At 66.2% G+C, this 23,350-nt stretch carries 21 protein-coding genes; 14 read left to right on the plus strand and 7 right to left on the minus strand.

Going from position 1 to position 23,350, the window contains the following annotated elements; translation table 11 throughout:
- Positions 1 to 27 precede the first annotated feature (27 nt).
- The 9 genes from AUL30_RS14575 (at position 28) to AUL30_RS14615 (ending at position 10,975) form a co-directional block, all read left to right on the plus strand.
- Positions 28 to 906, plus strand: coding sequence for an SMP-30/gluconolactonase/LRE family protein (locus AUL30_RS14575; RefSeq protein ID WP_062228631.1), 879 nt, complete (start codon positions 28 to 30; stop codon positions 904 to 906).
- Between the two features lie 5 nt (positions 907 to 911).
- On the plus strand, positions 912 to 1,838 hold the full coding sequence (locus tag AUL30_RS14580) for a 2-dehydro-3-deoxygalactonokinase (RefSeq protein ID WP_062228632.1): 927 nt from the start codon (positions 912 to 914) through the stop codon (positions 1,836 to 1,838).
- Complete coding sequence (locus AUL30_RS14585; protein ID WP_062228633.1) at positions 1,835 to 2,479, plus strand: 2-dehydro-3-deoxy-6-phosphogalactonate aldolase; 645 nt, start codon at positions 1,835 to 1,837, stop codon at positions 2,477 to 2,479. Before AUL30_RS14580 ends, AUL30_RS14585 begins: the two co-directional genes overlap by 4 nt.
- Before the next feature lie 88 nt (positions 2,480 to 2,567).
- Complete coding sequence (gene chvE / locus AUL30_RS14590; protein ID WP_062228634.1) at positions 2,568 to 3,629, plus strand: multiple monosaccharide ABC transporter substrate-binding protein; 1,062 nt, start codon at positions 2,568 to 2,570, stop codon at positions 3,627 to 3,629.
- 61 nt (positions 3,630 to 3,690) lie between these two features.
- Entirely contained in the window at positions 3,691 to 5,223 is a 1,533-nt protein-coding gene (gene mmsA, locus AUL30_RS14595; RefSeq protein WP_062228635.1) for a multiple monosaccharide ABC transporter ATP-binding protein, read from the plus strand.
- Positions 5,220 to 6,404 carry a multiple monosaccharide ABC transporter permease gene (mmsB, locus tag AUL30_RS14600; protein WP_062228636.1) on the plus strand — a complete coding sequence of 395 codons (1,185 nt, stop codon included), beginning with the start codon at positions 5,220 to 5,222 and terminating at the stop codon, positions 6,402 to 6,404. The genes mmsA and mmsB overlap by 4 nt, the downstream gene beginning before the upstream one ends.
- A 123-nt stretch (positions 6,405 to 6,527) precedes the next feature.
- Entirely contained in the window at positions 6,528 to 7,388 is an 861-nt protein-coding gene (gene purU, locus AUL30_RS14605; protein WP_062228637.1) for a formyltetrahydrofolate deformylase, read from the plus strand.
- A gap of 12 nt (positions 7,389 to 7,400) precedes the next feature.
- Positions 7,401 to 8,282, plus strand: coding sequence for a bifunctional methylenetetrahydrofolate dehydrogenase/methenyltetrahydrofolate cyclohydrolase FolD (folD, locus tag AUL30_RS14610; protein WP_062228638.1), 882 nt, complete (start codon positions 7,401 to 7,403; stop codon positions 8,280 to 8,282).
- A 77-nt stretch (positions 8,283 to 8,359) separates the two neighbouring features.
- A complete protein-coding gene (locus AUL30_RS14615; protein ID WP_157070185.1) occupies positions 8,360 to 10,975 on the plus strand; it encodes a hybrid sensor histidine kinase/response regulator in 2,616 nt (871 codons plus the stop codon).
- Positions 10,976 to 11,021: 46 nt separating this feature from the next.
- On the opposite strand, the gene AUL30_RS14620 is transcribed toward AUL30_RS14615, so the two are convergent.
- The 6 genes from AUL30_RS14620 to AUL30_RS14645 all read right to left on the minus strand — a co-directional run bounded on the left by AUL30_RS14620 (position 11,022) and on the right by AUL30_RS14645 (position 17,338).
- Positions 11,022 to 12,413, minus strand: a complete 1,392-nt coding sequence (locus AUL30_RS14620) for an aspartate aminotransferase family protein (protein WP_062228640.1) — start codon at positions 12,411 to 12,413, stop codon at positions 11,022 to 11,024.
- Positions 12,414 to 12,484: 71 nt separating this feature from the next.
- Positions 12,485 to 13,279 (minus strand): ABC transporter permease, encoded by a 795-nt coding sequence (locus AUL30_RS14625; RefSeq protein ID WP_062228641.1) that lies wholly within the window; start codon positions 13,277 to 13,279, stop codon positions 12,485 to 12,487.
- Positions 13,279 to 14,463 (minus strand): ABC transporter permease, encoded by a 1,185-nt coding sequence (locus AUL30_RS14630; RefSeq protein WP_062228642.1) that lies wholly within the window; start codon positions 14,461 to 14,463, stop codon positions 13,279 to 13,281. Before AUL30_RS14630 ends, AUL30_RS14625 begins: the two co-directional genes overlap by 1 nt.
- Positions 14,460 to 15,527, minus strand: a complete 1,068-nt coding sequence (locus tag AUL30_RS14635; protein WP_062228643.1) for an ABC transporter ATP-binding protein — start codon at positions 15,525 to 15,527, stop codon at positions 14,460 to 14,462. Before AUL30_RS14635 ends, AUL30_RS14630 begins: the two co-directional genes overlap by 4 nt.
- Before the next feature lie 70 nt (positions 15,528 to 15,597).
- Complete coding sequence (locus tag AUL30_RS14640) at positions 15,598 to 16,644, minus strand: ABC transporter substrate-binding protein (RefSeq protein ID WP_062228690.1); 1,047 nt, start codon at positions 16,642 to 16,644, stop codon at positions 15,598 to 15,600.
- Between the two features lie 145 nt (positions 16,645 to 16,789).
- Positions 16,790 to 17,338 carry a cupin domain-containing protein gene (locus AUL30_RS14645; protein ID WP_062228691.1) on the minus strand — a complete coding sequence of 183 codons (549 nt, stop codon included), beginning with the start codon at positions 17,336 to 17,338 and terminating at the stop codon, positions 16,790 to 16,792.
- A 169-nt stretch (positions 17,339 to 17,507) separates the two neighbouring features.
- Between AUL30_RS14645 and hisD the strand changes: the two genes are divergently transcribed.
- Complete coding sequence (gene hisD / locus AUL30_RS14650; protein WP_062228692.1) at positions 17,508 to 18,800, plus strand: histidinol dehydrogenase; 1,293 nt, start codon at positions 17,508 to 17,510, stop codon at positions 18,798 to 18,800.
- Positions 18,801 to 18,809: 9 nt separating this feature from the next.
- On the opposite strand, the gene AUL30_RS14655 is transcribed toward hisD, so the two are convergent.
- Entirely contained in the window at positions 18,810 to 19,184 is a 375-nt protein-coding gene (locus AUL30_RS14655; protein ID WP_157070187.1) for a hypothetical protein, read from the minus strand.
- Positions 19,185 to 19,549: 365 nt separating this feature from the next.
- Between AUL30_RS14655 and AUL30_RS14660 the strand changes: the two genes are divergently transcribed.
- The 4 genes from AUL30_RS14660 to AUL30_RS14675 all read left to right on the plus strand — a co-directional run bounded on the left by AUL30_RS14660 (position 19,550) and on the right by AUL30_RS14675 (position 23,350).
- The gene (locus AUL30_RS14660; RefSeq protein WP_062228645.1) at positions 19,550 to 20,290 is read left to right on the plus strand and encodes a metal ABC transporter ATP-binding protein; all 741 of its coding nucleotides are present in this window, start codon (positions 19,550 to 19,552) and stop codon (positions 20,288 to 20,290) included.
- Positions 20,290 to 21,156: a metal ABC transporter permease gene (locus AUL30_RS14665; protein ID WP_062228646.1), complete on the plus strand. Its 867-nt coding sequence runs from the start codon at positions 20,290 to 20,292 to the stop codon at positions 21,154 to 21,156. The genes AUL30_RS14660 and AUL30_RS14665 overlap by 1 nt, the downstream gene beginning before the upstream one ends.
- Positions 21,157 to 21,184: 28 nt before the next feature.
- Positions 21,185 to 22,195 (plus strand): metal ABC transporter substrate-binding protein, encoded by a 1,011-nt coding sequence (locus AUL30_RS14670; protein WP_062228647.1) that lies wholly within the window; start codon positions 21,185 to 21,187, stop codon positions 22,193 to 22,195.
- A 150-nt stretch (positions 22,196 to 22,345) separates the two neighbouring features.
- Positions 22,346 to 23,350 (plus strand): sulfate ABC transporter substrate-binding protein, encoded by a 1,005-nt coding sequence (locus AUL30_RS14675; RefSeq protein WP_062228648.1) that lies wholly within the window; start codon positions 22,346 to 22,348, stop codon positions 23,348 to 23,350.

Below are 23,350 nucleotides of genomic sequence, written 5' to 3' on the forward strand. Positions count from 1 at the left end.
CCTCGATCCGGGCGGAAGGAGACGAGAATGGGCGCCGTGACGATCCTGTCGGACGATCATTGCCACCTGGGCGAAGGGGCAGCCTGGCTGCCGCTCGCCGGTCGCGCCGCCTGGTTCGATATCGTCGAGCGCCGGCTCTACGTGCACGATCTCGATACGGGTGAGACACAGCTCCACACGCTGCCCGTCATGGGATCGGTCCTGGCCGAGATCGATGCGCAGCGCCAGCTTCTCGCCTCCGACGAGGGGATCTTCGTGCGCCATGTCGCCGACGGGCGGCTGGAGCATCTTCTGTCGCTTGAGGCCGACAAGCCGGGCAACCGGTCCAATGACGGGCGGGTCCACCCCTCCGGCGCCTTGTGGATCGGCACGATGGGCCGCAAGGCCGAGAAGGAGGCCGGCTCCATCTACTGCGTTTCGCGCGGGGGGGCGGTCCGGCTCTTCGCCAATGTCACCATTCCCAATGCGATCTGCTTTTCCCCGGATGCGGCCACGGCCTACTTCACCGATACGGATGTGAACGCCCTGATGAAGGTTGCCGTCAATCCGCAGACCGGACTGCCGGTGGGCGAGCCCTCCGTCCTGCACAAGCATGTGGGCAAGGGCGGCCTCGACGGCGCGGTGGTGGATGCGCAGGGGCTGATCTGGGTGGCGCAATGGGGTGCGGCGCAGGTCCAGGCCTATACGCCGGAGGGCGAACCGGTCCGCAGCCTGCCGCTTCCGGCCAGCAACACGTCCTGCCCGGCCTTTGTCGGGCGGAACCTCGACCGCATGATCGTCACCAGTGCCTGGCAGGGCATGGGCGATGCGGCCAAGGCCGCCGAGCCGGCCCACGGCCAGACCTTCCTGATCGACCCCGGTGCCCGCGGCCAGGCCTGGCCGCTGGCACGCCCCTTCGCGGAGTAGGGGCGATGAGCGAAGCCGTCGCACTGGCCGTTGACTGGGGCACGACCAGCTTCCGCATGTGGGCGCTCGGACCGGAAGGGGAGGTGCTGTGCGAGCGGCGCGCCGCCGACGGTTTGATGTCGGCGGTGTCCGAAGGGTTCGAGGCGGTGCTGGAGCGCCATGCGCAGGCGGCCGGCATCGGCCCCGACGTGCCCGCCATGCTCTGCGGCATGGTCGGCTCGCGCACCGGCTGGATGGAGGTGCCCTATATCGACGCGCCGGTGGCGCTCATCGATCTCGGGCGGCATGCCGCGCGGGTGGCCGGGGTGCGCCGGGAAACGCGGATCCTGCCGGGCGTGGCGCAACGCGGCTTCGCGCCCGACGTCATGCGGGGGGAGGAAACCAAGCTTCTCGGCCTCGGCCGGGAAGACGGCCTTGTCCTGATGCCCGGAACGCATACGAAGTGGGTCCGGCTGGAGGGCGGGCGCCTGACACGCTTTTCCACCTTCATGACGGGCGAGATCTTCGCCCATCTGCGCGGTGCGCCCAACTCGGTGCTCGCCCAGGCCTTGCCCTCCAGCGCCGAGGGCCCGGACACGGATACGCCCGCCTTTGCGCAGGCGGTTCGCGATGGCTTCGAGGCGCCGGAAGGCATCGCCAACCGGCTCTTCGGGCTTCGCGCATCCTGGCTCCTGGACGACACGCCGCCGGCACGGACGCTGGCGCGGCTGTCCGGCCTCCTGATCGGCGCAGAACTCGCCGGCGCGGCCAAGCTGCACGGCGCGCTCGACGGCTGCTGCCTGGTCGGGGCGGGCCCGGGCGCAGAGGCCTATGGGCGCGCGCTCGATGCCGTCGGCGTGGCGCGGGTTGCGCAGGTGGATGCCGATATCTGTGTCCGCAACGGCCTGATCCGGGCCGCGCGGGGCGTTACCCTGGAGGATGCGGGCGCATGAGCGAGATCCAAGCGACACCCTGGCCCACGCTGCGGCGCGATCTGGTGGCCATCCTGCGCGGAATCACCATCGACGAGATCGAGCCAGTGATCGGCGCGCTGGTCGAAGCCGGTTTCGAGGCGATCGAAATCCCGCTGAACTCGCCCGCGCCGTTCCGCTCCATCGAGGCGGCCTTGCGCGTGGCGCCGCCCGATTGCCTGATCGGCGCGGGCACGGTGCTGAGCGTCGAGGATGTGGACCGGCTTGCCCATGTGGGCGGGCGGTTGACCGTGAGCCCGAATGTCGATGCCGCCGTCATCGGCCATGCGGCCCGGCTCGGCATGGTGACCATGCCCGGCATCTTCACGCCCAGCGAGGCCTTTGCGGCGTTGCGCGCCGGGGCGAGCGCCCTGAAGTTCTTTCCGGCCAGCGTGCTCGGCCCATCCGGCATCGCCGCCATTTCGGCGGTGCTGCCCAGGGGCACGGTGCTGGGTGCGGTGGGCGGAGTGTCCGAGGCGGACTTTGCCGGCTTTGCGACGATCGGCCTTCGGACCTTCGGCCTCGGCTCCAGCCTTTACAAGCCGGGCATGTCGCCGGAGGTGGTGGCGCAGCGCGCCCGGGCGACGATCGACGCCTATGATGCGGTTTACGGCAGGGACTAGACGCCCGGCCGGGGGAGTTTCCAGCCGCAGGGGTGCGCGCTGGAGGTTTTGCGGTTCGCATGGTGCGGCCGTATGGGAGGTACCGGAAATGAACAGACTGGTGAAATGGGCCGCGGCCCTGGCGATCGGTGCGTCCATGGCGATGCCCGCAGTGGCGCAGGACAAGGGGCTCGTGGGCATCGCCATGCCGACGAAGTCCTCGGCACGCTGGATCGACGACGGCAACAACATGTCCAAGACCCTGCAGGACCGCGGTTACGAGACCGACCTGCAATATGCCGAGGACGATATCCCGAACCAGCTCTCCCAGGTGGAGAACATGGTCGTGAAGGGCGCCAAGGTCCTGGTCATCGCGTCCATCGACGGCACGACGCTGTCGGACGTGCTGCAGCAGGCAGCCGATACGGGTGTCAAGGTGATTGCCTATGACCGCCTCATCCGCGATACGCCGAACGTCGACTATTACGCCACCTTCGACAACTTCCAGGTGGGTGTTCTGCAGGCGACGTCCATCGTCGACAGCCTCGGCCTGAAGACCGCGGAAGGCCCCTTCAACGTCGAGCTCTTCGGCGGCTCGCCGGATGATAACAACGCCTACTTCTTCTACAATGGCGCCATGAGCGTGCTGCAGCCCTATATCGACAGCGGCAAGATCGTCGTCCAGTCGGGCCAGACCGGCATGGACAAGGTCTCGACCCTGCGCTGGGACGGCGCGGTGGCGCAGGCGCGCATGGACAACATCCTGTCCGCCTACTACACGGACAAGAAGCTCGATGCGGTCCTGTCGCCCTATGACGGCCTGTCGATCGGCATCCTGTCCTCGCTCAAGGGCGTGGGCTACGGCTCCGGCGACATGAAGATGCCCGTCGTCACCGGCCAGGACGCCGAGGTTCCCTCGATCAAGTCGATCCTGGCGGGCGAGCAGACCTCGACCATCTTCAAGGATACGCGCGAACTCGCCAAGGTGACGGCCAACATGGTCGACGCCGTGGTCAGCGGCGGGCAGCCCGAGGTCAACGACACCACGACCTACGAGAACGGCGTGAAGACCGTGCCGTCCTACCTCCTGAAGCCGGTCATCGTGACCAAGGACAACTGGAAGCAGGTCCTGGTCGACAGCGGCTACTACACCGAAGACCAGATCAAGTAGGATCGAAAGGGGCGCCGAAAGGCGCCCCGCCCTTCAGCGTGCGGGGCAGGAAAGGCTCAGCATGAACGCCATTCTGGAAATGCGCGGCATATCCAAATCCTTCACCGGCGTGAAAGCGCTGAGCGATGTGAACCTGTCGGTCATGCCGGCGGAGATCCACGCCGTGGTGGGAGAGAACGGGGCCGGAAAATCGACCTTGATGAAGGTCCTGTCGGGGGTCTACCCCCACGGCTCCTATGACGGGCAGATCCTCTTCGAAGGAGAGGAGCGGCAGTTTCGCACCGTCAACGATTCCGAGGCGCTCGGCATCATCATCATCCATCAGGAACTGGCCCTGATCCCGCTCATGTCGATCGCCGAGAACATCTTTCTCGGCAACGCGCCGACGCGCTTCGGCGTGATCGATCGCTCGGCGGTGTTCGAGCAGTCGCGGGCGCTTCTGGACAAGGTGGGGCTGAAGGACAATCCGGACACCCGCATCGCCGATATCGGCGTCGGCAAGCAGCAGCTGGTCGAGATCGCCAAGGCTTTGTCCAAGAAGGTGCGCCTGCTCATCCTGGACGAGCCGACCGCGAGCCTGAACGAGGCCGATTCCGACGCGCTCCTGAACCTTCTCATGGAGTTCCGGCGGCAGGGAATCTCCTCGATCCTCATCTCGCACAAGCTGAACGAGATTTCCCGCGTCGCGGACCGCATCACCGTTCTGCGCGATGGCCGCACGGTGGGCACGATTGATTGCCACGAGGGCCCCGTGCCGGAGGACGAGATCATCCGCCGTATGGTCGATCGCGATCTCGAAAGCCGTTTTCCCAAGCGCGTGCCGAAGATCGGGGAGACCATCTTCGAGGTGCGCGACTGGAGTGTCGAGGACCCGCTACGCCCCGGCCGGGATGCCGTGCACAAGCTGAACTTCTCGGTCCGGGCAGGGGAGATCGTCGGCATTGCCGGGCTGATGGGCGCGGGCCGCACGGAATTTGCCATGAGCGTCTTCGGACGGTCATGGGGCCGCAACATCCGCGGCGAGGTGCAGATGCACGGCAAGCCCGTGGACCTGACCACCGTTCCGCGCGCCATTGCGGCGGGGCTTGCCTATGTGACCGAGGATCGCAAGCAGCTCGGCCTGCTCCTCGACGAGGATATCCGCAAGAACATCACCCTGGCGCATCTGAACGGTGTCTCGAACCGCGGCGTGCTGGACGATATCGCGGAGCTCAAGACCGCCGAGGGCTACCGGCAGCGCATGCGCATCCGGTCTTCCAGCGTCTACCAGGATACCGGCAAGCTGTCGGGCGGGAACCAGCAGAAGGTCGTCCTGTCCAAATGGCTCTTCGCCGAGCCCGAGGTGCTCATCCTGGACGAGCCGACGCGCGGCATCGACGTGGGTGCGAAATACGAAATCTATTCCATCATCAACGACCTTGCCGACAGCGGTAAGGGGGTCGTGATGATCTCTTCCGAAATGCCCGAACTCCTCGGCATCTGCGACCGCATCATGGTGATGAACGAGGGGCAGTTCGTCGGCGCCTTCCAGCGGGAGGAGGCCAGCCAGGAGAAGATCATGCGCGCCATCATGCGCAAGGAGATCCTTCAATGAGCGACAATACGGCCGTCGCGCAGAAGCGCGATTACACCGGCTTCCTCAAGAACAATCTGCGTGACTACGGCATGCTCCTGTCGCTGCTGGCGATCATGATCTTCTTCCAGGTCATGACGGACGGCACGCTGATGCGACCGCTCAATCTGACCAACCTGATCCTGCAGAACAGCTACATCGTCATCATGGCGCTGGGCATGCTCCTGGTGATCGTGTCGGGCCATATCGACCTGTCGGTCGGCTCCGTCGCCGGCTTCGTCGGCGCGGTGGCCGCGGTGCTGATGGTCAAGCTCGGAATGCCGGCCATCGCGGCGGCGGCCATCTGCCTCGTCATCGGTGGGGTCATCGGCGCGGCGCAGGGCTGGTTCGTGGCTTACCTGCGCATTCCGTCCTTCATCGTCACGCTGGCCGGCATGCTCGTCTTCAAGGGGCTGAGCCTGGCGGTGCTGGGCGGCGCGTCGGTCGGCCCGTTCCCGACGAGCTTCCAGCGCCTGTCCTCCGGCTTCATTCCCGATGCCTTCGACACGCCCGGCCTGAAGCTCACCTCGCTCATTTTGGGCACAGCGCTTGCGCTGGCGCTCGTCTATCTGAACTTCCGCAACCGGGCGCGCCAGCAATTGCACAACACCGAGACGGAGCCCTACGGCTTCTTCGTTTTGAAGAACATCGTGCTCTTCACGGTCATCACCTACTTCACCTATCTCCTGGCCTCGCTGCGCGGCCTGCCCAACGTTCTGATCATCATGGTGGCGCTCATCGCGCTCTATGCCTTCGTGGCCAACCGCACCACGATCGGGCGGCAGATCTATGCCGTGGGCGGCAATGAGAAAGCGGCCAAGCTGTCCGGTGTCATGACCGAGCGCCTGACCTTCTACACCTTCGTCAATATGGGCGTTTTGGCCGCGCTGGCGGGGCTGATCTTCGCCGCGCGGCTCAACACCGCAACGCCGAAGGCAGGCCTCGGCTTCGAGCTCGACGTCATTGCCGCCTGCTTCATCGGCGGGGCCTCGGCCTATGGCGGTGTCGGCAAGGTCGTTGGAGCGGTGATCGGCGCCTTCATCATGGGCGTGATGAACAACGGCATGTCGATCCTGGGCATCGGCATCGATTATCAGCAGGTCATCAAGGGTCTGGTGCTCTTGGGCGCCGTCTGCATCGACGTCTACAACCAGCGCCGCTGAGCGGCAGGCGCGAGCGGGCCAGCCCATCGTCGGGCAGGGCAGGCCCGCTTTCGCAAACGGAGTTCACCTATGGCTGCATATGTCTTATAGGCGGTGCAACATGCCGCCCGTGGAGTCGCAGCCATGTCCGAAGAATATGTCCTGACCCTGTCCTGCCCGAACAAGCCGGGCATCGTGGCGGCCGTGTCGCGCCATCTCTACGAGGTGGGTGCCGACATTCGCGAGGCGCATCAGTTCGACGATGCCGAGACGGGCCGCTTCTTCATGCGCGTGCGCTTCAACTTCGTGGGCCCCGTGCCCGATGGCGACACGCTGACGCAAGGCTTTGCGCCGATTGCGGACGGCTTTGGCATGGTGTGGAAGCTTTCCGCCGTCGGCGAGCGGGCCAAGGTTCTCATCCTCGTATCGCGCTTCGATCACTGCCTGGCCGATCTTCTCTATCGCTGGCGGATCGGTGAGTTGTCGATGGACATCGTCGGCATCGTCGCCAACTACCCGCGAGAGACCTACGCCCATCTCGATTTCGCGGATGTGCCCTTCCACTATCTGCCCGTATCCCGCCAGACCAAGCTGGAACAGGAAGCCGATGTGTGGCGCGTGGTGCAGTCCACCGGGGCCGAGCTCGTCGTTCTGGCGCGCTACATGCAGATCCTGTCCGATGGGCTGGCGGCCAAGCTGGCCGGCAAGTGCATCAACATCCACCATTCCTTCCTGCCGGGCTTCAAGGGCGCCAGGCCCTACCACCAGGCCCATCGCCGCGGCGTGAAGCTCATCGGCGCGACGGCCCATTACGTGACGGCCGACCTCGACGAGGGGCCGATCATCGAGCAGGACGTCGAGCGCATATCGCACCACGACACGCCCGAGGACCTGGTGCGCAAGGGGCGCGACATCGAGCGCCGGGTCCTGTCCCGCGCAATCGCCTGGCACCTCGACAACCGGGTCATTGCGAACGGATCGAAGACGGTCGTCTTTCGCGACTGAAGGAGAGGGCACATGGCCGCAACTATCATCGACGGCAAGGCGGAAGCCGCTCGGGTCCGCGCCCTGGTGGCAACCGATGCGGCGGCATTCGAAGCCGCGCACGGACGCAAGGTGGGGCTGGCGGTCGTGCTGGTCGGATCCGATCCCGCCAGCGAGGTCTATGTCGGCTCCAAGGTCCGCCTGACCCGGGAAGCCGGGATGGAAAGCTTCGAGCACCGGCTCCCCGCCGATACGGCTGAGGCCGATCTTCTGGCGCTGGTGGCGCAGTTGAACGCAGACCCGGCGGTGGATGGCATTCTCGTGCAGCTGCCCCTGCCGGCGCCGCTCGATGCCGGCCCGGTCATCGCGGCCATCGATCCTGAGAAGGACGTGGACGGGCTGCACCCGGAAAATGCCGGCCGCCTGATGGCCGGGCTGCCGGGGCTCGTGCCCTGCACGCCGCTCGGCGCCATGCACCTGATCAGCCGGACCTTGGGCGATGTCACCGGGCTGAACGCGGTCGTGCTCGGCCGATCGAACCTCGTCGGCAAGCCCGTGGCCCAGCTTCTCCTCGGCGCCAATGCCACCGTCACCATGGCGCATTCGCGCACGCGGGAGCTTCCCGCCCTGTGCCGCACCGCCGATATTCTGGTGGCCGCCGTCGGCCGCCCGAACCTCGTGCGGGGCGACTGGATCAAGCCGGGGGCAACCGTGATCGATGTCGGCATAAACCGGCTGGACCCGCGCGAGGGTGAGGCGAAGGGCCGGCTCGTCGGCGATGTCTGCTTCGACGAAGCCCTGGCGGTCGCGGCCGCGCTGACGCCGGTGCCCGGGGGTGTCGGGCCCATGACGATCGCCTTCCTTCTGCGCAATACGGTGACCGCCGCGACGCGGCGACAGGCCGCGGCGAAATAATCGCCGGGTACGAAATTTGATTTGGCATTTGAACTGGTAATGGACATATAGCAGCTGTTCCTGACAGCGAGATGCCCATGAACGATCAAGTGACGACGCTTGGGTCCAGACCTCCGCGTGGCGGCGAGACGGGTGCCCTCCTGCACGGTTTCGATTGGTCTGCGACGGAGCTGGGCGCGCTCGATGGCTGGTGCCCGCATCTGCGCGTGACCGTCGATACGATGATCGACTCGCCCGTGCCGAAGGTCCTCATGTGGGGGCCCCGCCACCGCATGATCTACAATGACGGATACATCGCCATTGCCGGCCGGCACCATCCGACGGCATTCGGCGGTCTGGTCGACGCGGTCTGGCCGGAGATCTGGGAGTTCAACGCCCGCATCCTCGCCACCGGCCTGAAGGGCCAGGTCCAGGCCTTCCATGACCAGCGCATGGTGCTGAACCGTCATGGCACGATGGAGGAGGTTTATTTCGACCTCTTCTACACGCCCATCTATGTCAACGAAGACACGGTCGGCGGCGTCCTTTGCACGGTGATCGAGAACACCGACCGGGTGCGGGCCCGCCAGGCGCTCGCCTTCAGCAACCGCCGCTTCGAGGCCGCGGTCGCGGCGGTCGACGGGGTGGTCTGGACCAACAGCGCCGACGGGCGGATGAAGGGCCCGCAACCCGGCTGGCAGGGGCTGACCGGCCAGAGCGAGGCGGAATGCGCCGAATTCGGCTGGGCGGACGCCGTCCATCCCGATGACCGTGCCGCCACCGTCGCGGCTTGGAACGAGGCCGTGGAAAGCCGCTCCACCTTTGTCTTCGAGCATCGCGTGCGGCGCGCCGACGGTGCGTGGCGGTGGTTCGCCATCCGCGCCGTTCCCTCGCTCGACGATGACGGTTCCATCCGCGAATGGGTCGGCGTGCACACCGACGTCACCGACCAGCGCGAGCAGGCGCGGGCCTTGCAGGAACATGCCGAGCAGCTCGAACGGCAGATCAAGCACCGCAAGCGCGCCGAAGATCAGCTACGCCAGCTCAACGAGACGCTGGAAACGCGCATCGTGGAAGCCATCGCAGAACGGCGCCAGGCCGAGGTCGCGCTTGCCCAGGCGCAGAAGATGGAGAGCATCGGCAAGCTCACCGGCGGCGTCGCGCATGATTTCAACAATCTCCTGCAGGTCGTGTCCGGCAATCTGCAACTCCTGTCCAAGGATATCATGGGCAATGAGCGTGCCGAACGCCGCGTCCACAACGCCATGGCCGGCGTGGCGCGCGGCTCGAAGCTTGCCGCACAGCTCCTGGCCTTCGGTCGGCGGCAGGCCCTGGAGCCGAAGGTCGTCAACGTAACGCGCTTCGTGCGCGGGATGGACGACATGCTGCGCCGCGCCATCGGCGAGGGGATCGAAATCGAGACCGTCGTGGGCGGCGGGTTGTGGAACACCTTCATCGACCCCAACCAGATCGAGAATGCGCTCCTGAACCTTGCCATCAACGCGCGCGACGCGATGGAGGGCCAGGGCAAGCTGACCATCGAACTCGGCAATGCGAGCCTCGACGATGATTATGCCCGCAGCCATGACGAGGTGAAGGCCGGCCAGTATGTCATGCTGGCCGTGTCGGATACGGGCTGCGGCATGGCGCCGGAGATCGTGGAGCGCGTCTTCGAGCCGTTCTTCTCCACCAAGGGGGAGGGCAAGGGCTCCGGCCTCGGCCTGTCCATGGTCTACGGTTTCGTCAAGCAGTCGGGCGGCCACGTCAAGATCTACTCGGAGCCGGGGCACGGCACGACCATCCGCCTCTACCTGCCGCGCGCGCTGGAGGCGGAGGATGTCGAGGTCGATGTGGATGCCGGCCCGGTGACGGGCGGCACCGAGACGGTGCTTGTCGTCGAGGATGACGACGAGGTCCGCTCCACCGTCGTGGAGATGCTGAACGACCTCGGCTACCGGGTCCTGAAGGCGGTGGACGCGCAGTCGGCGCTGAACGTCGTGGAAAGCGGCATCGCGATCGACCTGATCTTCACCGACGTTGTGATGCCCGGCGCGCTGAAGAGCCCCGAACTGGCGCGCAAGGCGCGCGAGCGGCTGCCCGGCGTGGCGGTGCTCTTCACCTCCGGCTACACGGAAAATTCGATCGTGCATGGCGGCCGGCTGGATGCGGGCGTCAACCTATTGTCCAAGCCCTACACGCGGGAGGCCTTGGCCCGGAAGGTGCGCCATGTCCTGGCGAACCGGGCGCAGGTCCAGGCGGCATCCGCCCCGGCCGAGCCCGTGGCGCCCGGCACCGACGGGGGCGCCGGCATTGTCGGCGTATCCGTCATGCTGGTCGAGGACGACATGATGATCCGGCTGAACACGGCCGAGATCCTGAAGGATCTGGGCCATCTCGTGGTCGAGGCCGGCAGCGCGGAAGAGGCGATGACCGCGCTGCAGACCATGCCGGTGGCCGTGCTGGTGACAGATGTCAACCTTCCCGGCATTTCCGGGCCGGAGCTTGCCAAGCGGGCGCTGGAATTGCGGCCGGGCCTCGGCATCGTCTTCGCCACGGGGGATCGCAGCGTGAACGGGATCGAGGATTTCGACCCGGCCCGCACCACGATCCTGACCAAGCCTTACGATCTGAAGGGGCTGGAGCGGTCCATCGCCAGGGTCGTGGCGGCATCCGCGCCGCAAGCCATGGATACGTCCGAGCGCTCGAACGCCTGACAAGCGGGGCCGGCCGGGCCGTCGAGGCCCGGCCGCTTTGTCAGCTTCAGCCTGCGACGACGCCGTCCGCCTTGAGCGCGGCGTAGGTATCGTCCAGCGCGCGGCCGAAGCGGGCCACCATTTCACGCACTTCATCCTGGGTGATGATCAGCGGCGGGCAGAAGGCGATCTGGTCGCCAATGGCCCGGATGATGACGCCGTGCTCATGCCCCTTGCCGAAGAGGATGCCGCCGGCCCGCCCGACCGGGTCGAACCGGGCCTTGGTGGCCTTGTCGGCGACCAGCTCCACCGCCGCGATCAGCCCGGCGCCGCGCACGTCGCCCACCAGCGGATGATCCGCGAAGCGCGCGAGCTCCGACTGCAGCACCGCGCCGGACGCCTTGGCGTTGGCGACGAGGCCGCGCTCCTCGATGATGGCGAGGTTCTCGTTGGCGATGGCGCAGGAGACCGGGTGACCCGTCGTGGTGAAACCATGCCCGAGCGTGCCGATCCTGGCCGTGTTGTCCGCGATGCCCTGGTAGATCTCGTCGGACATGATGATGGCGGCCAGCGGCGCATAGGAGGATGCGATCTGCTTGGAGGTGACGAGCACGTCCGGATCGATGCCGTAATATTCGCAGGCGAAGGTCGTGCCGAGGCGGCCGAAGCCGTTGATGACCTCGTCGGCCACGATCAGGATATCGTTCCGGCGGCAGACCTCCTGCACCCGCGCCCAATAGCCTTCCGGCGGCGGCAGCACGCCGCCCGCACCCATCAGCGGCTCGCCGATGAAGGCGGCGATCGTGTCGGCGCCTTCGCGCGCGATGGTGTCCTCGAGCTCGCAAATCAGCCGGTCGGTGAAGGCGGCTTCGCTTTCACCCGGCTGGCCGAAGCGCCAGTAATGGGGGCAGGTCAGATGACGGACGGGAATGATCGGCAGATCGAAATCGCGGTGGTTGACAGGCAGGCCGGTGAGTGAGCCCGACACCATCGTGATGCCGTGATAGGCGTTCTGCCGTGACAGGAAGGTCTTCTTCTGCGGGCGGCCGCGGGCATTGTTGTAGTACCAGATCAGCTTGACGACGGTGTCGTTCGCCTCGGAGCCGGAATTGGTGAAGAAGACGCGATTGACGCGTTCGGGCGTCATGCGCACCAGCCGTTCGGCCAGGTCGACCGAGGGCTCGTTCGTCTTGTGGCTGAAGGTGTGGTAGTAGGGCAGCTTCTGGAGCTGCTTGTAGGCGGCATCGGCAATGCGCTTTTCGCCGAAGCCGACGGCCACGCTCCACAGGCCCGCCATCGCCTCGATATACTGGTTGCCCTGATCGTCGTAGACGAAGATGCCCTCGCCACGGTCGATGACGATCGGGCCCATCTCCTCGTGCTTGCGCGCGTTGGTTACGGGGTGCAGCAGATATTCCACGTCCCGTGCGTAGACGGAATTGGGCAGTGCCGTGGACATGATCGCATTTCCTTTCAAAGTACAGGTCGGCCGGGACCGTTCCCAGCCGACGATAGCATGTCTGCGCCCGGTCAGCTCCGGGCGGTCAGGATCCGCTGCTGGCGCCAGCGCAGCAGTGCGGCGAGCCCCGCCAGGAGCAACGTCCCGAGGATCAGGATGAAAGCCGCCGCCGCCACGGCCGGGCTGATATTCTCGCGGATCGAGGAGAACATCTGCCGGGCGAGCGTGCGCTGGTTCGGCCCGGCGACGAAGAGCGTCAGGACGACCTCGTCCAGCGAGGTGGCGAAGGCGAAGACGGCGCCGGTGACGATGCCGGGCATGGCCAGCGGCATCGTCACGCGGCGAAAGACGGTGATCGGGCCTGCCCCGAGGCTGGCGGCTGCCCGCAGCGCCGTGCGGTCGATCCCGGCGAGCGCGGTGGACACGCTGACGATGACGAAGGGAATGCACAGGACCGAATGGGAGACGATCACCCCCAGATAGGTCGAGGACAGGCCGATCCGCGCCAGCGATATCTGCAGTCCGACGCCCAGCACCACGGCGGGCACCACCATGGGCAACAGGAAGACCGTGCGGAACAGCCCGGCAAAGGGCAGAGCGCGGCCCGACAGGCCGAGCGCCGCGAGCGTGCCGAGCACCACCGACAGGAGGGTCGCCCCTCCGCCGACGATCAGGGAGTTGACGATGGACCGTTGCCAGACCGGCGCAGTGGCGAGCTCGTCGAACCACCGCAATGACAGGGAGGGGATCGGATAGGTCAGGAAGATCGAGTCGGTGAAGGCGAGCGGCAGGATGGCGACCAGCGGCAGAAGCAGGAAGCCGACGGCCAGGAGCGCGAAGATGAGCTTGGCGGCGCGCATGGACATCAGGCTCCCAGCGGCGCGCCGTTGCGCGACAGGCGATTGTAGACGAGGTAGAGCAGCGTGGTCACCACCAGGAGGATGATGCCGAGCGCGCCCGCCATGCCCCAATTGGCGGTCTGCAGCGCGTAGAAGGCGATGATCGAGGAGATCATCTGGTCGTTCGGTCCGCCGACGAGCGCGGGCGTGATATAGTAGCCGATGGCGACCATGAAGACGAGGAGCGATCCCGACAGAACCCCCGGCAGGCTCAGCGGCAGGAGAACGCGCAGGAATGCCCGGAACGGCGAAGCGCCCATCGAGGCGGCAGCCGGCATCAGGTTGGCCGGGATGGCGGTGATCACCGAAAAGATCGGCAGCACCATGAAAGGCAGGAGGACATGCGTCATCGCGACGATGACGCCCGCCCGGTTGAAGATCAGCGGCAAGGGGCCGTCGATCAGGCCGAGGCCCGTCAGGGCCTGGTTGATCAGGCCCTGGTCCTGCAGGAGGATGAACCAGGCCGCCGTTCGCACCAGGAGCGATGTCCAGAGCGGCAGGAGCACGGCCAGGAGCAGGAGGTTGCGCTTCCAGCCGGTCACCGATGCCGCCACCATGGCATAGGGCAGACCGATGGCGATGCAGGCCAGGGTGATGATGGCCGCGATGGAGAAGGTCCGCCAGATGATCAGCCGGTTGGCCGAGCTTCCCGCCGGCAGGCTGGAAATTTCGCCGGCATCGTCCCGGGTGAGGTCGAGCGCGGCCAGGAGATTGCGGTCCGTATAGGGGCTGGCGGCATTCTGGATGGCCGTCCAGTAGGCGGCATCGCCCCAGCGCGCATCGATCCCAACCATGTCCACCGGGGTGTCCGGCGTATAGTCACGCGCGGCACGCTGGGTCTTGCTCATCAAGGTCCGGAAACCGGAGACGGCACTGTTCAGGCGGCGCACGGCCGGGCCGAGCGTCGCATTGTCGGCGCCGTTCAGATCGGCCATGAACGCGCCCTGGATCTCGGCCGGCGGCGGGGCCTCACCGTCCCATTCCCCGATGATGGCCGCGGTCCGGGGCAGGGCTCCGGCCATGGCATCGTCCCGCACGGCCACCGATACCATGGTCCAGAGCGGCCAGATGAAGAAGATGCCGAGGAACAGCGCCAGGGGCAGGATCAGAAGGCCGGCGCGCAGCCGAGCGGAGGCGGGGATATCGTTCATGCGGCAAAGACCGCGCAGTCGGCGGCGTCGAAGGAGACTTCGACGCGCTCGCCCGGTGAAAAGCTGCGGGCCGAACGCTCCAGGCGCGCCACGAGCATCAGGGGGCCGGCATTCAGATGCAGGCGGATGTGATCGCCCTGGTAGACCGCATCCTCCACCGTCGCCGATATGCGGTTGGCATGGGCCGGAATGCGGTCGAGCGCCAGGCGCTCGGGCCGGATCGATAGAAGGGCCGGCCCGCTGGCGAGCCCGGCCGGGGCGCTCGCGCGGACGACCGGGCCGCCCGGCAGCTCCAGAAGCGCCGATTGGCCGTCATGCCCGGTCAGCCGGGCTTCCACGAAATTCGTCTCGCCGATGAATTGCGCCACGAAGCGGTTTTCCGGCCGGTCGTAGACATCGGCGGGCGCGCCGATCTGCGCGATCCGCCCCTTGTCGAAGATGGCGATCCGGTCCGACATGGTCAGCGCTTCGGACTGGTCATGCGTCACGAAGACGATGGTGAGGCCCAGCCGCTTGTGCAGGGCGCGGATCTCGAGCTGCATTTCCTCGCGCAGCTGCTTGTCGAGCGCGCCGAGCGGCTCGTCCATCAGGATGACCTTGGGCTCGAAGACGAGCGCGCGCGTCAGCGCCACGCGTTGCTGCTGGCCGCCGGACAGTTGCTGCGGCTTGCGATCCGCCAGGTGGCCGAGCCGCACACGGTCCAGCGCCGCGCGCACGCGGTCCTCGCGCTCGGCCTTGCCGACGCCACGCATCTCCAACGGAAAGGCGACATTGTCGGCCACGCTCATATGCGGAAACAGGGCGTAGTTCTGGAACACGACCCCCATGCCGCGCTTGTGCGGCGGCAGATCGTTCAGGCGGACGCCATCCAGCCAGATCGTGCCGCTCGTCGCCTGTTCGAAGCCGGCCAGCATCATCAGGATCGTCGTCTTGCCGGAGCCCGAAGGGCCGAGGAGACTGAGAAACTCGCCCTTGGCGACTTCGAGGTTCAGGCCTTCCACGACCTTCATGGGGCCATAAGACTTGGCGACGTCGTGGAGGTGAATGAAGGCGCGATCGGACATGCGGCAGGCTGGTCCTTCTAGGCAGGGGCGGCGGCGGGCGCGGAAGCGCCCGCCATGCTTTCTCGTATGGTTATTGCGCCAACCAGGCGTTGAAGCGCGTGTTGAGTTCCTCGATGTTGTCGATCCAGAAGTCGGTATCCAGGCTGATCGAGGATTCGAGGTTTTCGGGCGCGGTCGGCAGTTCGGCCGCCTGGGCGGCGTCGATGAGCTTGCCCGCCTCGATGTTCGGCAGACCGTAGGCGATATATTCCGGCAGCTTGGACTGGTTCTCCGGCGCGCTCGCAAAGGCGATGAAGTCGAAGGCGGCGTCTTTGTTGGGCGAATCCTTCAGGACGACCCAGCTGTCGACGGCATAGATGCTGCCGGGCCAGACAATCTTCAGATTGCGCTTCTCCGTCCGGTTGATACCCGTCAGGCGACCGTTATAGGCAGAGGTCATGACGACCTCTCCCGAGGCCAGGAGCTGGATCGGCTGGGCGCCGGCTTCCCACCACACGATGTCGGACTTCAGCTCGTCGAGCTTGGCGAAGGCACGATCGACGCCTTCGGGCGTGCGCAGAACGTCGTAGACTTCCTTGGGCGCGACGCCATCGGCCATGAGGGCGAATTCGAGCGCGTATTTCGGCCCGCGGCGCAGGCCGCGCTTGCCCGGGAATTTCTGCGTATCCCAGAAATCGGCCCAGCTGGCCGGCGCCGTCTGCATCTTGTCGCCATCATAGGAGAGACCCGTCGTCCAGACGATGGCGCCCACACCGCATTCGCTGACGGCGGATGGAATGAAGGCGTCCTCGCCGCCGAGCTTCGACCAGTCGACCGTCTCATACAGGCCGTCCGCACAGCCAAGCGCGAGCTCTTCCGCCTCGACCTGGACGACATCCCAGTTGGCCGGGCGCGTTTCCATCTTGGCCGCGATCACACCGTAGCCGCCATCCCACGATTCCTCGAGCAGGGGCTTGCCTGTCTTTTCGGCGAAGGGCTTGAAGTAGATTTCGCGCTGCGCGTCCTGGTAGTTGCCACCCCAGGACACGACCGTCAGGTCACGCGCGGCGGCCGGGCCGGCAGCCAGGGCGAGGCCCAGGGCGACAGCGCCGGCAAGTGTCGAAAATCGGCTCTTCATGATGGTCATTCCCCCTTGAGGTTCCGTGGCAGGCTGGCGAAAGACAACCATACTCCACCCCGGCTCTGCATCCGCTAAAAACCACTGGTGAATATTCCGACCAGCAGAAGCCTGCAAACTGGCCTGTGGTGCAGCAACGCCGCGCTCAATAAGTCGGCGGGGTGATGGCGCTGACGATCTGCGCCGGTTCCGACCCGACATTGCGGAAGCGATGGGGACGGCTGCTGTCGAAATAATAGCCATCGCCCACGTTCAGGACCTCTCGCACATCGCCCACCGTCACCTCGACGGAACCGGCGGTGATCACCCCGGCTTCCTGCGCGGCATGGCTGATCGCATCGCCCGTATCGGCCCCCGGCGCATAGGATTCATGCAGCATCAGTATGGCGCGGTTCGGATGGTTGATGCCGACGATCCGGTAGCTGATGCTGGTCGGCCGCCCGGCCTCCGGCAGGTCGGCCGCGCGGTAGAAGGGAGAGTGCGGCGTGGTTGCGGCGAGCTGCGAGAAGAAGCCGCTCATCGTGCCCCCCATCGCTTCCAGAATGGCGCCGAGCGTGTCGACCGAGGGGCTCAGCCTGTCGCGCTCGATCAGCGATATGGTCGAGTGGGATATGCCCGACCGGATGGCCAGCTGGCGTGTCGACAACTGCCGCCGCCGCCGCAACTCCCGCAAACCTTGGCCGATGGCCGGCATGACACGCTCCTTGTGCATGTGCGACCGGCAGATTTCGCGGCGCACAAGTTTTCGGCAGCATTGTGAGCTCACTGGTGCGTATATTCAACAGGGCATGGGAGTCGGATTGGCACGGCCGGCCTCCGGTGACAGCTTCCGATCCGTCATTCCCAGCGCGAGCAACGGTTTCATGTCCGCAAATCCCCAGAGTGCAGGCCTTGTCCACATCCGCGCGCCGAAGGCGCCGGCCACGGTGGAGGGAACGGAGATCGAGTCCACGGTCCGGACCATCCTTTCGGATGTCGCGCGGGAGGGGGACGACGCCGTCCGGCGCTACAGCATGCGCTTCGACGGCGCGGCGCCGGAACGTTTCGAGGTGAGCGCGGCGGAAAAGCAGGCCGCCGTCGATGCGCTCGACCCGGAAGCGCGCGAGGACATGGAATTCGCCATCGAGCAGGTGCGCCGCTTCGCGCAGGCGCAGCGCGACACCATGCTGCCGCTCGAGATCGAAACCCTGCCGGGCCTGCATCTCGGCCATCGGATCATTCCGATCCGCCGGGTCGGCGCCTATGTGCCCGGCGGGCGCTATCCGCTCCTGTCTGCGCCGGTCATGACCATCGTTCCGGCAACGGTGGCAGGCTGCGCCGAAATCGTCGCCTGCCTTCCGCCGACGGCGCATCAGGCCATGGTGGCCGGCTGCCATCTGTCGGGGGCGACGCGCATCTTCCGCATCGGCGGCGCGCAGGCCATCGCCGCCATGGCCTATGGCACGGCCAGCGTTCCCGGGGTCGACAAGATCGTGGGCCCGGGCAATGCCTATGTGAACGAGGCCAAGCGGCAGGTCTTCGGCCCGGTGGGCATCGACCAGCTTGCCGGGCCGAGCGAGATCTACATTCTGGCCGACGATACGGGCGATGCCGCAACGATCGCGACGGACCTCCTGGCTCAGGCCGAGCACGATGTGCGCACACGCGTCGGGCTCATCACCACCTCGGAGCGGCTGGCGCATGCGGTGGAAGCGCAGGTGGCCGAGCAGCTCGCCACCCTGTCGACGGCATCCGTCGCGGCGGCGGCATGGGACAGCTACGGGGAAATCGCCCTCGTGCCCAATGAGGCTGCGATGATCGCCTATTCGGACCAGATCGCGGCCGAGCATCTGCAGATCCACACTGCCGCGCCGCAGGAACTGGCAGCGAAGCTGTCTTCCTACGGCTCGCTCTTCATCGGTCCGAAGGCGAGCGTCGTCTATAGTGACAAGTGCTGCGGCACCAACCACACGCTGCCGACCATGGGGGCGGGGCGTTATACGGGTGGACTGTGGGTCGGCTCCTACCTCAAGGTCGCCACGCATCAGTGGCTCGAGGATGCCGGCGTGTCGGCCGTGGCCCCGCATGCGGTGCGGCAGAGCGCGCGCGAAGGACTGGAAGGCCATCGGCGCGCGGCCGCCATCCGCCTGGAGGCGGGGTGGACCGGCCGGAACTGACGGGCTGCCTCAGCGGCAATCGGCGCGGCGGATGAAGAAGGTTCGCGCCTGACCCTCGCCATGATAGCGGTGCTCCAGCTCGGCGACGTCGCCGCGCAGGAGCGCGCGCTTCCAGACGGCGCAGCGCTGTTCCAGCGCGACCTGCTTCTCGCGCCGCGTATCCAGCGGCGCGGTCGCGTCATAAGCGTAGACGACCCTGTCACCTTCCTGGAAGACAGAGACGAGGCTCACCCCGGGCAGCACGTCCCGGGGGAGGGATGCAGCCTCGAGCGTGACCGTGTCCGGTACGAAGCTCGGGCTCTGCGGGACAGCCCAGGCCTGGACCTCCTCGACCGGCAATTGCGTAAAGACGATCCCCGCAGCAGCGAGGATCCCCAGCAGCAACGTCTTTCTGTGCGGCTTTTCCATCATTCTGCCCATATGAACGAACCCTGTCAGGCCATTTAAACGATTCATATAGCGGTTCGTTGCATCGCAATATGTGACAGCGCCCGCCTTTCGCCGTCTTTTCGCCCAGATGGTTAAGAGCTTCGCAGTGCGGCAAACACGCTTGAAAGATTGGGTGTAATGTTATAACCAATTGGCGATCAGCCCTTCCGGACAGTCCGTTCCATGCCCCCGAGCCGCCCCGCAAGACACCGCCAGGCCCCGTCCGTACTGCGCATGTCGGCTCTTGGGCGGCTTGCGCTGGTGCTGCCGCCCTTGATGCTGATGTGGTTCTGCGTGGCGCTTGCGCTCGGCTGGTTCGCATGACAAGCCCGATCATCACCCTCACCGATCTGACGCTCGCCTATCGGCGCCAGCCCGCCGTGCACCACGCCTCGGGCAGCTTCGAGGCGGGATCGTTGACGGCGGTCGTCGGACCGAACGGGGCCGGCAAGTCGACCCTTCTCAAGGGTATCATGGGGCTCGTGCGGCCATCCTCCGGCTCGGTGCGCCTGCATGGAATCGACCGGCGCGACATCGCCTATCTTCCCCAGATCGGGGATCTCGACCGCAGTTTCCCCATCGACGTCCAGGATCTGGTCGCGCTCGGCACCTACCGCCGGATGGGCCTGTTGCGCCGGATCGCCGGCGGGAGCCTAGAGCAAGTCCAGGCCGCGATCGAGGCGGTCGGGCTCGGCGGCTTCGAGCGCCGCGCCATTTCGACCCTGTCGGGCGGGCAGCTCCAGCGCGCGCTCTTCGCGCGCATGCTGGTCCAGGATGCGCGCGTCCTCTTGCTGGACGAGCCCTTTACCGCAATCGACATGCGCACCACGATGGACCTTCTGGACGTGGTGGCGCGCTGGCACGGCGAGGGGCGGACCATCATCGCCGTCCTGCATGATCTGGAACTGGTGCAGCAGCACTTCCCGCGCAGCCTGCTCATTGCCCGCGAGGTGGTGGCGTGGGGCAAGACAGATACCGTCGTGACGCGCGATAAGCTGCATGAGGCCCGTGCCTTGAGCGAACACTGGGTCGAGGATCCCTATTCGCGGGCTGCCGCTTGATGTGGGATGTCCTGATCGGGCCGTTCGTCGAATACGGCTTCATGATGCGTGCCCTGACGGGCTGCCTTGCGCTGTCCCTCGGCGCCTGCCCCTTGGGTGTGCTGCTCGTCCTGCGCCGCATGAGCCTTGTCGGCGATGCGATGAGCCACGCCATCCTTCCGGGCGCGGCGGTCGGCTTCATGGTGGCTGGCTTCTCGCTGGCGGCGATGACGATCGGCGGCCTCGTTTCCGGCCTTGCCGTGGCGCTCCTGGCCGGCCTCGTCTCGCGCTTCACAGCCTTGCGTGAGGATGCGAGCTTTGCCGCCTTCTACCTCGCCTCGCTCGGGCTCGGGGTTCTTCTGGTTTCGGTGCACGGGTCCAACATCGACCTTCTCAACGTCCTGTTCGGCACCGTGCTCGGGCTCGACGACGCGGCGATCCTCCTGATCGCCGGCATCGCCACGGCAACACTCCTGATCCTGTCGGTCCTCTACCGCCCGATGGTCGCCGAATGCCTCGATCCGGGCTTCCTGCGCTCGGTCGGCGGCGGCGGCGGGCTGACCCACATGATCTTCATCTGTCTCGTCGTCCTGAACCTCGTGGGGGGGTTCCAGGCGCTTGGAACGCTCATGGTGGTCGGCATCATGATGCTGCCCGCCGCGGCAAGCCGCTTCTGGGCCGAAACCGTTGCGGGTCAGATGCTGGTCGCCATGGTGATCGGGATCACCTCGTCGCTCGCCGGGCTTCTCCTTTCCTATCATCACGCCATGCCGGCCTCGCCGTCGATCATCCTGTCGGCCGCCGCCATCTACGCCGTGTCGGTCCTGTTCGGACGCTTCGACAGCATCCTGACCCGCACGGTCCAACTCCGTCATATCCACCATTGACTGCGCCAAGAGCGCCAGGGAACGGGTCATGAGCAAAACCTGTATCACCGCAATCCTCCTTACGGCCGCATCGTGGCTGCCGACTGCGGCCCATGCCGAGCCCATTCGGGTCGTCGCGAGCTTCTCCATCCTGGGCGACATGGTCCGGCAGATCGGCGGCGACGACGTCGTCGTGCAGACGCTCGTGGGACCGGACGGCGATGCCCACGTCTTCCAGCCGTCGCCGCGCGACACGCGGGCGCTGGCCGATGCCGATCTGGTGGTCGAGAACGGGCTGGGCCTGGAAGGCTGGATGCCGCGGCTGGTGGAAGCCTCCGGCTTCAAGGGGCCGCGCGTCGTGGCATCGGACGGCATCACGCCCATCGCCGGCTCCGAGGAGGAGGGGGAGGCGCATGAGGATCATGCGCAGGCCCATGACGAAGAGGCGCATGAAGACCATGCGCATGGCCATGACGAAGAGGCGCATGCTCATGATCACGATCATGCCGCGCATGGCCACGATCACGGCCCGAACGATCCGCATGCCTGGCAGGATCTGTCCAATGGCATCGTCTATGCCAGGAACATCGCCGCCGGGCTGGAGGCGGCCGATCCCGCGCATGCCGAGGCCTACCGTCAGCGCAGCGAGGCCTATATCGGCGCGCTCACCGCGCTCGACGCCGAACTGCGGGCGGCGCTCGCCAAGATTCCGCCGGAGCACCGCAAGGTCGTGACCTCGCACGATGCCTTCGGCTATTTCGCGAACGCCTACGGGATCGATTTCATCGCGCCGGAAGGGGTTTCCACCGAGTCGGAAGCCTCTGCCGCGGATGTCGCCAGGATCATCAAGCAGATCCGCGACGAAAAGATCGCCGCGGTCTTCGTGGAGAACATTTCCGATCGGCGGCTGATCGACCAGATCACGCGGGAAAGCGGAGCTGTTGTCGGCGGAACGCTCTTCTCGGACGCGCTGTCCGGGCCGGATGGCCCGGCGCCGACCTATGTGGAGATGTTCCACAACAATATGCGCCAGATCGTGGCCGCCCTGACCGGCGCCTGAGCGGAAGGACGATTCATCCGCCTGCGCACGCCATGGCGCAAGATTGGTTCCGTCAGGCGCTGCCGGACGCAACCCTCTGCCTGGCGGGCCGGGGCGGCGAATTGCGATAAGGAGGTAAGACACTCCCTATACGCGAAAGGCCCCCCTGCGATGACATCCAAGACCATGCTCCTGTCCGCCGCTCTGGTCCTGTCCATGCTGGGCGGGGCCCGGGCGCAGGAGGCAACCAGCCTTCTGAATGCATCCTACGATGTGTCCCGCGAACTCTTCGAATCAGTCAATCCGGCCTTCGCGGCGGCTTATAAGGAAGCGACCGGCAAGGACGTGACCATCGACCAGTCGCATGGCGGCTCCTCGCGCCAGGCGCGCTCCATCCTGGAAGGGCTGGAAGCGGATGTCGTCACCTTCAACCAGGTGACGGATGTGGACATTCTGGCCAAAGCCGGCTTCGTATCGGCCGAGTGGGCGCAGGAATTCCCCAACGGTGCCTCGCCCTATTATTCGCTCCCGGCCTTCCTGGTACGTGAGGGCAACCCCAAGAATATCCGCGACTGGAACGACCTGGTGCGCGACGACGTGCAGGTGATCTTCCCCAATCCGAAGACCTCCGGCAATGCGCGCTACACCTATCTGGCGGCGACGGCCTACGCTCTGGAGGCCTTCGACGGCGACCAGGAAAAGGTCGAGGCCTTCGTGTCCAAGCTGTTCGACAACGTTCCCGTCTTCGACACGGGCGGCCGTGCCGCGACGACGACCTTCGTCGAGCGCGAGCTGGGCGACGTGCTGATCACCTTCGAAGCGGAAACCCGTGGCATCGAGCGGGAATTCGGGACGGAGCGCTTCGATACAGTCGTGCCCTCCGTCAGCCTTCTGGCCGAGTTCCCGGTGGCGGTCGTCGACCGCGTCGTCGAGCGCCGGGGCAGCGCGGACCTCGCCAAGGCCTATCTCGACTTCCTGTACACGCCACAGGGCCAGCGCATCCTGGCCGAAAACGGCAACCGCGTGCATGACGAGGCCGTCGCCGCCGAGTTCGCATCTGCCTTCCCCGATGTCCGGCTCTTGACGGTGGATGCCGTCTTCGGGGGCTGGGACAAGGTGCAGGCCGAACATTTTGCATCGGGCGGAACCCTCGACCGCATCTACGGCAGCCGCTAA

This window comes from Aureimonas frigidaquae (assembly GCF_001463905.1).
Taxonomy (GTDB): Bacteria; Pseudomonadota; Alphaproteobacteria; order Rhizobiales; family Rhizobiaceae; genus Aureimonas; species Aureimonas frigidaquae.

Bases quoted from the DNA above. Each gene is read 5' to 3' on its own strand.
- AUL30_RS14575 (WP_062228631.1), top strand. From the start codon at position 28: ATGGGCGCCGTGACGATCCTGTCGGACGATCATTGCCACCTGGGCGAA.
- AUL30_RS14580 (WP_062228632.1), top strand. From the start codon at position 912: ATGAGCGAAGCCGTCGCACTGGCCGTTGACTGGGGCACGACCAGCTTC.
- AUL30_RS14585 (WP_062228633.1), top strand. From the start codon at position 1,835: ATGAGCGAGATCCAAGCGACACCCTGGCCCACGCTGCGGCGCGATCTG.
- chvE (WP_062228634.1), top strand. From the start codon at position 2,568: ATGAACAGACTGGTGAAATGGGCCGCGGCCCTGGCGATCGGTGCGTCC.
- mmsA (WP_062228635.1), top strand. From the start codon at position 3,691: ATGAACGCCATTCTGGAAATGCGCGGCATATCCAAATCCTTCACCGGC.
- mmsB (WP_062228636.1), top strand. From the start codon at position 5,220: ATGAGCGACAATACGGCCGTCGCGCAGAAGCGCGATTACACCGGCTTC.
- purU (WP_062228637.1), top strand. From the start codon at position 6,528: ATGTCCGAAGAATATGTCCTGACCCTGTCCTGCCCGAACAAGCCGGGC.
- folD (WP_062228638.1), top strand. From the start codon at position 7,401: ATGGCCGCAACTATCATCGACGGCAAGGCGGAAGCCGCTCGGGTCCGC.
- AUL30_RS14615 (WP_157070185.1), top strand. From the start codon at position 8,360: ATGAACGATCAAGTGACGACGCTTGGGTCCAGACCTCCGCGTGGCGGC.
- AUL30_RS14620 (WP_062228640.1), bottom strand. From the start codon at position 12,413: ATGTCCACGGCACTGCCCAATTCCGTCTACGCACGGGACGTGGAATAT.
- AUL30_RS14625 (WP_062228641.1), bottom strand. From the start codon at position 13,279: ATGTCCATGCGCGCCGCCAAGCTCATCTTCGCGCTCCTGGCCGTCGGC.
- AUL30_RS14630 (WP_062228642.1), bottom strand. From the start codon at position 14,463: ATGAACGATATCCCCGCCTCCGCTCGGCTGCGCGCCGGCCTTCTGATC.
- AUL30_RS14635 (WP_062228643.1), bottom strand. From the start codon at position 15,527: ATGTCCGATCGCGCCTTCATTCACCTCCACGACGTCGCCAAGTCTTAT.
- AUL30_RS14640 (WP_062228690.1), bottom strand. From the start codon at position 16,644: ATGAAGAGCCGATTTTCGACACTTGCCGGCGCTGTCGCCCTGGGCCTC.
- AUL30_RS14645 (WP_062228691.1), bottom strand. From the start codon at position 17,338: ATGCCGGCCATCGGCCAAGGTTTGCGGGAGTTGCGGCGGCGGCGGCAG.
- hisD (WP_062228692.1), top strand. From the start codon at position 17,508: ATGTCCGCAAATCCCCAGAGTGCAGGCCTTGTCCACATCCGCGCGCCG.
- AUL30_RS14660 (WP_062228645.1), top strand. From the start codon at position 19,550: ATGACAAGCCCGATCATCACCCTCACCGATCTGACGCTCGCCTATCGG.
- AUL30_RS14665 (WP_062228646.1), top strand. From the start codon at position 20,290: ATGTGGGATGTCCTGATCGGGCCGTTCGTCGAATACGGCTTCATGATG.
- AUL30_RS14670 (WP_062228647.1), top strand. From the start codon at position 21,185: ATGAGCAAAACCTGTATCACCGCAATCCTCCTTACGGCCGCATCGTGG.
- AUL30_RS14675 (WP_062228648.1), top strand. From the start codon at position 22,346: ATGACATCCAAGACCATGCTCCTGTCCGCCGCTCTGGTCCTGTCCATG.